12 protein-coding genes are annotated in these 10,977 nt (G+C 45.1%); all 12 read left to right on the forward strand.

Annotated features, from left to right (window positions below; translation table 11 throughout):
* The first annotated feature begins 42 nt into the window (after positions 1-42).
* The 12 genes from ACHUFW_RS06585 to ACHUFW_RS06640 all read left to right on the forward strand — a co-directional run bounded on the left by ACHUFW_RS06585 (position 43) and on the right by ACHUFW_RS06640 (position 10,912).
* Positions 43-1,098: a formimidoylglutamase gene (locus tag ACHUFW_RS06585; RefSeq protein ID WP_394201608.1), complete on the forward strand. Its 1,056-nt coding sequence runs from the start codon at positions 43-45 to the stop codon at positions 1,096-1,098.
* Between the two features lie 211 nt (positions 1,099-1,309).
* A complete protein-coding gene (gene ubiE, locus ACHUFW_RS06590; protein ID WP_394201609.1) occupies positions 1,310-2,065 on the forward strand; it encodes a bifunctional demethylmenaquinone methyltransferase/2-methoxy-6-polyprenyl-1,4-benzoquinol methylase UbiE in 756 nt (251 codons plus the stop codon).
* A 25-nt stretch (positions 2,066-2,090) separates the two neighbouring features.
* Positions 2,091-2,702, forward strand: coding sequence for a ubiquinone biosynthesis accessory factor UbiJ (locus tag ACHUFW_RS06595; protein ID WP_394201610.1), 612 nt, complete (start codon positions 2,091-2,093; stop codon positions 2,700-2,702).
* A gap of 8 nt (positions 2,703-2,710) precedes the next feature.
* Positions 2,711-4,360 (forward strand): ubiquinone biosynthesis regulatory protein kinase UbiB, encoded by a 1,650-nt coding sequence (ubiB, locus tag ACHUFW_RS06600; protein WP_394201611.1) that lies wholly within the window; start codon positions 2,711-2,713, stop codon positions 4,358-4,360.
* 61 nt (positions 4,361-4,421) lie between these two features.
* Entirely contained in the window at positions 4,422-4,652 is a 231-nt protein-coding gene (gene tatA / locus ACHUFW_RS06605) for a Sec-independent protein translocase subunit TatA (RefSeq protein WP_394201612.1), read from the forward strand.
* 6 nt (positions 4,653-4,658) lie between these two features.
* Positions 4,659-5,057, forward strand: a complete 399-nt coding sequence (gene tatB, locus ACHUFW_RS06610; protein ID WP_394201613.1) for a Sec-independent protein translocase protein TatB — start codon at positions 4,659-4,661, stop codon at positions 5,055-5,057.
* Positions 5,058-5,059: 2 nt separating this feature from the next.
* The gene (tatC, locus tag ACHUFW_RS06615) at positions 5,060-5,812 is read left to right on the forward strand and encodes a twin-arginine translocase subunit TatC (RefSeq protein WP_394201615.1); all 753 of its coding nucleotides are present in this window, start codon (positions 5,060-5,062) and stop codon (positions 5,810-5,812) included.
* Positions 5,813-5,869: 57 nt separating this feature from the next.
* Positions 5,870-6,385: a hypothetical protein gene (locus ACHUFW_RS06620; RefSeq protein WP_394201616.1), complete on the forward strand. Its 516-nt coding sequence runs from the start codon at positions 5,870-5,872 to the stop codon at positions 6,383-6,385.
* Entirely contained in the window at positions 6,385-7,179 is a 795-nt protein-coding gene (locus ACHUFW_RS06625) for a TatD family hydrolase (RefSeq protein ID WP_394201618.1), read from the forward strand. Before ACHUFW_RS06620 ends, ACHUFW_RS06625 begins: the two co-directional genes overlap by 1 nt.
* A complete protein-coding gene (locus ACHUFW_RS06630; RefSeq protein WP_394201619.1) occupies positions 7,176-9,053 on the forward strand; it encodes a sensor domain-containing diguanylate cyclase in 1,878 nt (625 codons plus the stop codon). Before ACHUFW_RS06625 ends, ACHUFW_RS06630 begins: the two co-directional genes overlap by 4 nt.
* A 66-nt stretch (positions 9,054-9,119) precedes the next feature.
* Positions 9,120-10,136 carry a porphobilinogen synthase gene (hemB, locus tag ACHUFW_RS06635; protein WP_394201620.1) on the forward strand — a complete coding sequence of 339 codons (1,017 nt, stop codon included), beginning with the start codon at positions 9,120-9,122 and terminating at the stop codon, positions 10,134-10,136.
* Between the two features lie 239 nt (positions 10,137-10,375).
* Positions 10,376-10,912, forward strand: a complete 537-nt coding sequence (locus tag ACHUFW_RS06640) for a thioredoxin family protein (RefSeq protein ID WP_394201621.1) — start codon at positions 10,376-10,378, stop codon at positions 10,910-10,912.
* Positions 10,913-10,977: the final 65 nt, after the last annotated feature.

Here is a 10,977-nt window from a genome sequence, read left to right on the forward strand (position 1 = left end):
TCACAATATGCCCACTAATGCTAATAAGAAAACAGAGTACTTATGCCACTATTTTTGCCCTTTACCGACACTGAAATTACGACGCTACTCAGTCCAAGAGCCGGAGAGCAAAAACTTGGACAAACCTTGCAAGCTTTTGCAGATCCAATCTCGACAGCAGACCAATATGTCGCTGAGCTACAACAGGCTAAAAATCAGGGGGTACGATTTGTCATTATTGGTATTGGCGAGGATATCGGCCCCAGAGCCAACTTAGGTCGTGGTGGCGCTGATGACGCCTTTAATGCCACCATGGCACAGTTACTCAATTTGCAATCCAATCGCTTTCTTAGCGGCGAGCAACTTCTTGTAGCCGGGCAGTTAGACACCACTGCAATTGCCAGTGAGAGTGATCTAACCACTGCCAGTTTACGTAATGAAGTAGAGAAACTAGATGAGCTAGTGATCAATGCGGTAACGCCGGTTTTTGAGGCCGGATTAGAGCCCATCATCATTGGCGGCGGTCATAATAATGCTTACGGACTGCTGACGGCAGCAAAACAAGCCTGTGGTAAGAAAGTTGCGGCGGTTAACCTCGATCCCCACTCTGACTTTCGTCCACGGGAAGGTCGTCATAGTGGTAATGGTTTTAGTTATGCTGCCGCCTCAGGAGCACTAGGTTTCTATCATGTACTTGGGCTGCATGAGCTGAAAAATAGTGAAGCCACTTTTGCTCAGCTTGAAGCATTTGGGGGAAGTTGGCACTCATTGCAGTCAATTTGGATTAGACAAGAAGTCAGTTTAAACCATGCAATAGATGAGGTCGTTGGCAAACTTAACAGCACTCAGTTACCTGTGGCGATTGAGCTGGATGTCGATGCCATCAGTAAGATGCCAAGTAGTGCATCCACTGCTGCTGGCATCCCGCTGATGGATGCACTGCGGTACGTCTATCGGGTAGCCAATGAAACCAGTGCCCATTACTTACACCTTGCCGAAGCAGCGCCGAAATGCCATGTGGCGGGAGTTGAAGCAGGGTATAAAGAAGTCGGGCAAAGTATGAGCGAGTTGATTTATGCCTACATTCAAGGCAGACAAGCCTGCCAATATTTAGGCTAAACAACAGTTCTCGATTAACGAGATTGGCTTTATCACGTTTCTATGATGTAATGCGCAGTCCAAAATTTTGAAACTCTGCGCAAAGCCGCATTTTTTCAATCTAGTTAAGCATTTTATTAACTTCGATCACAATGTGACCGACAAGAGATTCAGTCGATTGTATCAATCACATACACTCGCTGCTACATTTGCCATATACAGGAATACATAGATGTCTGAGGGTCCACAAAACAGTACGCATTTTGGTTATAAAACTGTCGACACTGAGCAGAAAGCCGATCTGGTTGCTGACGTATTTCATTCTGTCGCTGCAAAATACGACATTATGAATGACGTGATGTCATTTGGTATTCACCGTATATGGAAACGCTTTACCATCGAAAGCGCTGGCGCTCGCCCAGGCATGAAGGTGCTGGACCTTGCCGGTGGTACAGGTGATTTAACCGCTAAGTTTTCGCATTTAGTCGGGCCGAAAGGCGAAGTAATTTTAGCTGACATCAATGACTCTATGTTGAAAGTTGGCAGAGAAAAGCTACGTAACAAAGGCGTGGTTGGCAACGTTAACTACGTGCAAGCTAACGCTGAGGCGCTGCCGTTTCCTGACAACCATTTCGACATTATCACCATCGCATTTGGCTTGCGTAACGTCACTGATAAAGATGCGGCTATCCGCTCAATGCTTCGGGTACTCAAGCCTGGTGGCAAACTGCTGATTCTAGAATTCTCTAAGCCTCAACACGAAGTCATGCGCAAAGTGTATGACATGTACAGCTTTAAAGTACTGCCAAAAATGGGCTCACTTATCACCCAAGATGCCGACAGCTATGAGTATTTGGCAGAATCTATCCGTATGCACCCTGATCAAGAAACATTAAAGGGCATGATGGAAGAAGCTGGCTTCGAACAAGTTGACTACACCAATATGACTGATGGTATTGTCGCATTGCATAAAGGCTACAAGTTCTAAATTGAGCGTCACGATTGGGTTATCTATGAAACGCGATATATCTCTGTTTATCTGCGGCGCCATCGAAACCGCACTCGATAAAGTATTAACCCAATCCCATGAAGCCTATGCCAAGCTGCATACGCTTCATGGCAAAGTCCTTTGCTTGCAGCTGAGTCAATTGGACTGGCCAATCTACCTTATTTTTTCTAAGAAAATCCAAGTCTACAGCCAATATCAAGGTGACGTGACCACCACGGTTTATGCCGACCTCACCACCCTGTATCAGCTCACTGAAGGTGATAACCTCACCGAATTGATCAAGCAAGATAAACTGCGGCTGGAAGGCGATCTCAATTTATTGCAAACCTTCAGTCACTTTATGCAGAACGTTGACATTGACTTTGCAGAACCTTTGTCCAAATATCTTGGTGATGCGCCCACGCATATGTTGCAGCAAGGCTTGATGCAAGCAAAGCAAGGCCTCATCAAAGTGTTGCTTAAAAGTCGCGACCATGTCGGCCAATTAACAACCGAAGAGTATGGTCTTGCACCTCATAAGCTCGAATTTATCCATTTAGATGATAGAATCGATGAGCTTGTGGCAGATGTCGATGCCATAGAACAACGAATACTAAGGTTAACGAATAGGACATAATACTCGCCATGCCCACCACTAGTATCAAGCGTGCTTATCAGGTCGTCAAAATAGCGCTTCAATATGGCTTAGACGACATTATTCCTTCAAAGCTCAAACCTTGGTACTTCAAACTTCTGCGCGGCTGTTTTTTCTGGCTAAGTAACAAACATAAAGACAAAGTCGGCGGCGAACGACTCAAGCTGGCAATGCAAGAGCTTGGGCCTGTCTATATTAAGTTTGGACAGATGCTATCCACCCGCCGCGATCTCCTTAGCGATGAATGGGCTGAAGAGTTGGCGATGCTTCAAGACCGAGTGCCACCATTTGATACCGCGATTGCACGCAGTATGATTGAGGCAGAGCTCGGCACCGATATCGATACTTATTTCGAAGACTTTGATGATGTGCCATTAGCTTCCGCGTCAATTTCACAGGTGCACACAGCAACGCTCAAATCGAACGGCAAAGCCGTTGTACTTAAAGTATTGCGCCCTAATGTCGAAGAGAAAGTCCACGCCGATCTGCAGTTGATGTCCCAAGCGGCGGACTTTTTAGAAATGCTACTTGGCCAAGGCAACCGATTACGTCCTGCAGAAGTGGTTGAAGACTATCGCACCACCATTGAAGGCGAGCTTAATCTAAAACTGGAAGCGTTGAACGCCATCAAGCTGCGCAATAACTTTATTGACTCAGGGGCGTTATACATCCCCTATATGTACGAAGATTTATGTTTTACCCGCTTAATCGTGATGGAGCGAGTAGAAGGTATTCCGGTCTCTGATCGGGCAGCGCTTGAAGCTCAAGGTACTAACTTGAAACTGCTGGCTGAGCGTGGTGTAGAGTTATTCTTTACCCAAGTATTTAGAGATAACTTCTTCCATGCCGACATGCATCCCGGCAATATTTTTGTCAGTCGCGAACATCCCAATGACCCATATTACATCGGCCTTGATTGCGGCATCATGGGTACGCTTACCGAAGAAGATAAACGTTATCTTGCCGAGAACTTTTTGGCATTTTTCAATCGAGATTATCGCCGAATCGCGCAACTCTATATTGAATCAGGTTGGGTCTCGCCAGATACCGATGTCGGCGCATTTGAACAAGCCGTAAAAGTGGTCTGTGAGCCAATGTTTAACAAGCCGCTGGATGAAATCTCCTTTGGTCACGTGCTACTTGAGCTGTTTAGAACCGCTAGACGGTTTGACATGGTGGTACAACCCCAGTTGGTGTTACTTGAAAAAACCTTGCTATACATTGAAGGTCTAGGTCGTCAGCTATATCCGCAGCTCGACCTGTGGCAAACCGCTAAACCATTTTTAGAACAATGGATGGCCGAGCAAGTCGGTCCGAAAGCGATGGCAGGTAAAATCAAAAAAGAACTGCCGTATTGGGCCGACAAATTACCGGAAATCCCTGAGTTGGTGTACGACAACCTTAAGGTTGGTAAAAATTTCATCAATTCACAAAACCAATTGCTTGATCGATATCTTAAACAACAGCAAAAAGCGCATAAAAGTAACTACCTTTTGCTCACATCAGCTGTTTTAGTGATCTGCGCCACTATTTTGTTTAGCCAACAAGTTACACTAGTGGCCTCTTATGGCGCAGGTGGTCTTGGAGTCGTTCTGTGGATGCTCGGATGGAGATCTAGGCCAAAGAATCGCAAATTTTAGCTAGCACTAAATAACCAAAGGTTCATAATAGGACCAGTATCAAATTAATGAGGATCGTTTCATGGGTGGCATTAGTATTTGGCAACTTCTGATTATTGCTTTAATCGTAGTATTACTTTTTGGAACAAAGAAGTTACGCTCTCTAGGTGGTGACCTAGGCGGCGCGGTTAAAGGTTTTAAGAATGCCATGTCTTCTGATGAAGAGAAAAAAGCTATCGAAGACACTAGCGCAGAGAAAACTGCTCAAACAGAGCAGAAAAAAACTGAGTCCAAGGATAAAGAACAGGCGTAACCCCTTATGTTCGACGGTATCGGCTTTATGGAGCTACTGTTGATCGGTATTTTGGGGCTAGTCGTACTTGGCCCTGAAAGACTACCGGTTGCAGTGCGCTCAATTACGGGCTGGATCCGCGCCATGAAACGCATGGCGAACTCGGTAAAAGATGAGCTTGAGCAGGAGCTTAAAATCGAGCAACTGCACTCAGATTTAAAAAAGGCTGAGAGTCAAGGACTCAAAAATCTTTCTCCTGAGTTACAGGATTCAATCGATCAATTAAAAGAAGCAGCTCAATCTGTGAATCGCCCCTATCAGGTCGAAGACGTAGCCAATGGCGACAAAAAAGCCAGTGACGACTCTCAACCCGCTCAGGCCGCGCCAACGAAACAGAGCGCTAACTCTGATAAACCTAACGGGTAATTATGTCGCAACAGCAGCCATTAATTAGCCACTTGCTAGAGCTCCGCAATCGTTTGCTTAGAGCAATAGGAAGTGTGCTTTTTGTTTTTATCTGTCTTGTCTATTGGGCAAATGACATCTATCACTATATGGCCACGCCGCTAATGCAGGCTCTGCCTGAAACCAGCAGCATGATCGCAACCGATGTTGCGGCGCCGTTTTTTGCTCCGTTTAAACTGACATTAGTATTGGCATTCTTTATTGCCATCCCCTACGTGCTATATCAAATCTGGTCGTTTATCGCACCGGGCCTATATAAACATGAAAAACGTTTGATGATGCCTCTGCTTGCCAGTAGCACATTACTGTTTTATCTCGGTATCGCTTTTACCTACTACATCGTATTCCCAGTGGTATTTGGTTTCTTCACCAGCGTCGCACCAGATGGGGTCGAAGTCGCCACCGATATCAGCAGCTATTTAAGCTTTGTACTAAAACTGTTTTTCGCATTTGGTCTTGCTTTTGAAATCCCTATTGCAGTGATATTACTGTGTTGGGCGGGAGTTACCACACCGGAAGACCTCAAGGCTAAGCGTCCTTACATCATTGTTGGTGCCTTCGTTGTTGGTATGATGTTGACTCCACCAGATATCATTTCGCAAACAATGTTAGCCGTGCCCATGTTGATATTATTTGAAGGGGGATTGATTGCTGCTCGTTTCTACAGTAAAAAGGACGATGAAAACGAAGAGCAACAGGATATTCCTGACCAATAACCTCATTATGTAGAGATTCAATTGGCGCTCAAATAATAAAATAAAAGGAACTTTTTTATGCGCTTAGTTAAGCCATTGCGTCTATTTTGTATCGCTGCATCATCACTTCTTGTTGCTCAAGCCCACGCAGGGCTTGAGCAAGACTTAGCCAAATGCGCCCAGCTCAATGACAAGTTAGATAGACTGATTTGTTATGATAATTTGGCAGCTAACATCGCTCAGTCACCGCAATCTTATAACCAAGCCACATCAGCTGTAACCACACAATCTACAGTCCAAACTTCAACGCCTGTAGTGGCCACAGTCAGCGCAGAAGAGAGCTTTGGTAATGTAAAAAAAGCCAACTCAGAGGAAGTAGAACAGATCCAGCTGGTTATCAAAAGCGTTGCCAAAGACCCTTATGGCGCACTTAAAGTCACTTTTGAAAATGGCCAGGTTTGGAAACAATCTGACAGCAAACGTTATAAGTTAAAAGCTGGCGAACAGGTCACCATTAAAAAAGGCTCTTTTGGCTCATACTTTTTAGGTGTTGAACATAAAAATGCCACTATGAAAGTCAAACGTATCAAGTAATGCCGCAATACATGGATATCGCTGTCAATCTCATTGGCAGCACCCTTGAAAAAGATCTTGATGGTGTAATTAACCGGGCGTTACTGCACCATGTATCGCCGCTTATCGTCATTGGTAGCAATATCGATGAGAGCCAACAGGCTCAGCAAGTCTGTCTCTGCTATCCAAATCAATTGTACACCACCGCAGGAATTCATCCTCACCATGCTAAAGAGTGGGATGAGCAGTCATCAGAGGCTATTCGGACACTGGCGCTTACTCAGCAAGTTAAGGCTATTGGCGAGTGTGGCCTTGATTACAATCGCGATTATTCGCCGCGGCCGCAGCAGCGTCATGCATTTGCCAAACAACTCGAACTGGCTTGTGAGCTAAATATGCCAGTGCTGATGCATGAACGTGATGCGCACCAAGATTTTATTGCCATCCTCAGTGAATACCGCCCTCACCTACCCAAAGCGCTATTACATTGCTTTACCGGTCACCGAGAGGCACTGCTTAAGTATATCGAGCAAGATTTGTATATTGGTGTGACCGGCTGGGTGTGTGATGAGCGGCGCGGAACAGAACTTGCGCAAATCGTCCCAGATATTCCAAATGATCGTATACTAATAGAAACAGACAGCCCTTACTTACTGCCTAGAAGCATGCGACCTAAACCTAAGTCAAATAAAAATGAACCACAATACTTGCCCTATATTGTTGATTATGTGGCAAAACTTAGGGCACAACCCACTGCATTATTTGCAGATCAAGTTTATCAAAATAGCCTAGCCTTTTTTGGGTTAAAACAATGACATTCAAAAGCTGGCTGTTATTCACCGTGACGTTTTTACTTTGCGCTACGCAGAGCGTACGTGCAGAAGCTGTTTTGGCCATTCAAGAAAACGGTCAGCGCGGATTAAATCTGTCTGACTGGGTCTATTTCACAGAAGACACCGACAGCCACACCATTAACCAAATTACGCGCTTAAGCTCTAGCCGCTGGCAAAAGCTCGCGCCTGAGGTCAATAATAAAGTCGGCATGCCACCATTTTGGGTTAAATTTACTCTTTATAACCCAACGTCTGAAAAGCTAAGACGCTTTGTTTCAATCGGTAATCCTCATATTGATTTAATAGAGCTACACCATTTTGTCGATGGAAAGTTGGTCACCGATTTGACCATGGGCGATACCTTACCGTTTGCACAGCGGCCAATTATCAACAACAGCTTTCTTTATCCTTTCGAGCTTCTGCCAGATCAGATGCACAACTTTTATATTCGAATAGAAACCAAAGGAAGTGCAGATTTACCGCTAAACCTCTACAGCCCCAATGAGCTAGCCAAGCGCACAGAAGCGCAATCGCTTTACCATGGTTTTCAACTCGGAGCATTAACTGCTATTGGCTTGTTCAGCTTATTCATCGCGATCACCACCGGCTCTTTCAGCTATAGCTACTATTCTGGCTATGTGCTCAGTGCCACGTTGTTAGTTGCAAGCTTGCATGGATTTGCGTTTCGGTTTATTTGGCCAGATTGGCCCTATATGCAGCAATTGATGTTACCGATGCTCATTCCATTAACCATCATGTTCGCATTATTGTTTACCGAAAAAGTGCTGCAGCTCAAATACCATGGCGTGAAATTACTGCGGATCTGCCGTATGGGAGCGGCCATTGCAGCATTGATGGTCTTAGTCACACCATTTATTGACTACAGTGTGGCTTTGATTAGCTACATCAGCACGGTACTGATTGCCACAGTGCTACTGATGGCTATAGCCGTAATACAGAGTTTTAAAGGCCATAAGCTAGCTAAACTGTTCACGCTAGCTTGGTTTGGATTGCTTATTGGCTCCTTCACCACTGCAGCGATGTATTTGGGACTAATTCATCTGCCCATTGCCCACCAAACACCACTGATGATGGGTCTTAGTTTTGAAATTATCTTTATGGCCGCCATCCTCGCGATTCGCTACAACGATGAGCGTAAAGCCAAAATGCGCATTCAACAAGAAGCATTGAAGCAAGCAGAGAGTTTGCGCCTTACCCGTGAAGAATCACTGCGAATGGAAGCCCAGTCCAATGAAAAGCTTGAGCAGATGGTGCAAGAAAGAACACTGGAACTCGAAATTGCCTTGCGAGAGCTCAATGAAGCCAACCAAAAGCTGACTGAGCAGACCACCATCGACAGCCTAACCGGTGTCAAAAATCGCGCTGCATTTGATAAACGCTTGCTCGCAGAGGGCCGTTTGAGTCGACGACAACAGACCCCCATGGCCATACTCATGCTCGATATCGACCGCTTTAAGTCAATTAATGACAATCACGGCCATTTGGCAGGCGATCAGTGTTTGAGGTTGATAGCAAAAGCATTAAAAGCAAAATTAAAACGCCCAGCGGATCTGGTGTCACGTTTTGGTGGTGAAGAGTTTGCTATCATCTTACCTAATACAGCACAAGAAGGTGCAGTTCAAGTCGCTGAATCAATACGTGAAGCGATCAATGAACAGCCATTAGCTTGGGATAATCAGTCTATCTCACTCACCGTTAGCATCGGTGTCTGTGCTGAAGTTGTTGAGGATGAAGCCCATACTCAGCTACTCCTTGATCATGCAGATAAAGCGCTATATCAAGCTAAAAATGAAGGCCGGAACAAAGTGGTATTATTTCGGTCTGAAGTAGAATAAAACACAACCCAACTGTGTGGTACAAGGTGATCACCATGCCACACAGGGAAATTGCAGGAGTCAAATGTGAATATCATCACCAGTGCTTTCCCACAGCGCAGAATGCGCCGCATGCGTAAACATGAGTTTAGCCGTCGCCTCATGGCTGAAAATCAATTATCGGTTAACGACCTCATCTACCCAATGTTTGTACTTGAGGGAAATAACCGTACTGAGCAAGTCGCCTCTATGCCTGGGGTTGAGCGTTATTCAATTGACTTGCTGCTCAAAGAAGCGGAAGAGCTGGTTAAGTTAGGTATCCCACTGATTGCGCTATTTCCTGTGACCCCTGCAGAGAAAAAATCCCTCATGGCAGAGGAAGCTTATAACGCTGATGCACTAGCACAACGTGCCGTACGTGCACTTAAAGAAGCATTTCCTGAATTGGGCGTGATGACCGATGTCGCACTGGATCCGTTTACGACCCATGGCCAAGACGGCATCATTGATGACGATGGCTATATCCTCAATGACATCACCACTGAAATCCTAGTTAAACAGGCACTGTCTCATGCTGAAGCGGGTGCTGATATTGTCGCACCATCCGATATGATGGACGGCCGTATTGGTGCCATTCGCCAAGCGCTAGAAGAAGCCGGTCATGTCAACACGCAAATTATGGCTTATTCGGCTAAGTATTCATCGAACTATTATGGCCCATTTAGAGACGCGGTCGGTTCTGCAGGTAACCTAAAAGGTGGCAACAAACATAGCTACCAGATGGATCCTGCAAACAGTGATGAAGCATTACATGAAGTCGCGCTAGATATTCAAGAAGGAGCAGACATGGTGATGGTTAAACCAGGTATGCCTTACCTTGATATTGTCCACCGAGTGAAAACTGAACTTGCAGTGCCCACTTTTGCCTATCAAGTCAGCGGTGAATATGCCATGCATATGGCCGCCATTGAAAATGGCTGGCTAGCAGAAAAAGCCATCGTTATGGAGTCACTACTGTGTTTCAAACGTGCCGGTGCCGATGGCATTCTGACTTACTTCGCCAAACGCGCAGCGCAATGGCTGCAAGAAGAACAAGCAAAGTAATTAACCACTAAAAATAACAAGCCTCCATTGTCGGAGGCTTTTTATACCAAAAAATTTTTGCTCACAGCTTAAACCAAGATTAATCATGGATTTTTTTCTGTGAGCCATATAGCTAATTAATCAATTGGTCAGTGATCAAGCTAACATCCTCCGCCTAAGCCCCTTTCACCTCTGCGGTGCTCATTAGATAATGCTCATAGACAATATCTAGCTAAATTCCTGCGACTTGAGGTAGTATCATGACCAACAATATCAAAGCACTTATTGCCACCACCGCACTTATGTTTAGTAGCCATGCGTTAGCGAGCAGCGGTTGCGCATTTGAAGATGAAAACGGTGGTTTTATGGCAACATGCAGTGAGGAGAAACAGGAAGTGATTTTAACCGGTTTAGTTGACACCAAAACCATGATGGCCGAAGTCGAAGAAATGACAGCAGGCTATGAAGAATATCAAGTTGATACCGCTGCGATTACCCCGCTGAAAAACCTAAAAGAACCCACTGAAATTGTGGTGATCATTGGCACATGGTGCCCTGACTGCCATCGTGAAACACCACGCTTTATGCGTATAATGGAAGAGATTAATAATCCCAACATCACCGTCACCTACATCGGTGTTGATCGTCAAAAAGCCGATCCTGAAGGCTTAGCAGCAAAATACGAATTTACCCGCATCCCTACTTTCATCGTTAAGCAACAAGGTGAAGAGATCGGTCGCATTGTTGAGCGCCCAGAAACTTCGTTAGAAATCGACTTAGCTAAAATACTTAACTAATCGATTCAAGAAATTAAAAAGGCACTCATTAGAGTGCCTTTTTTGATTCTAAATCAACAAACACC

The organism is Shewanella waksmanii, from assembly GCF_043643685.1.
GTDB classification, from domain to species: Bacteria; Pseudomonadota; Gammaproteobacteria; order Enterobacterales; family Shewanellaceae; genus Shewanella; species Shewanella waksmanii_A.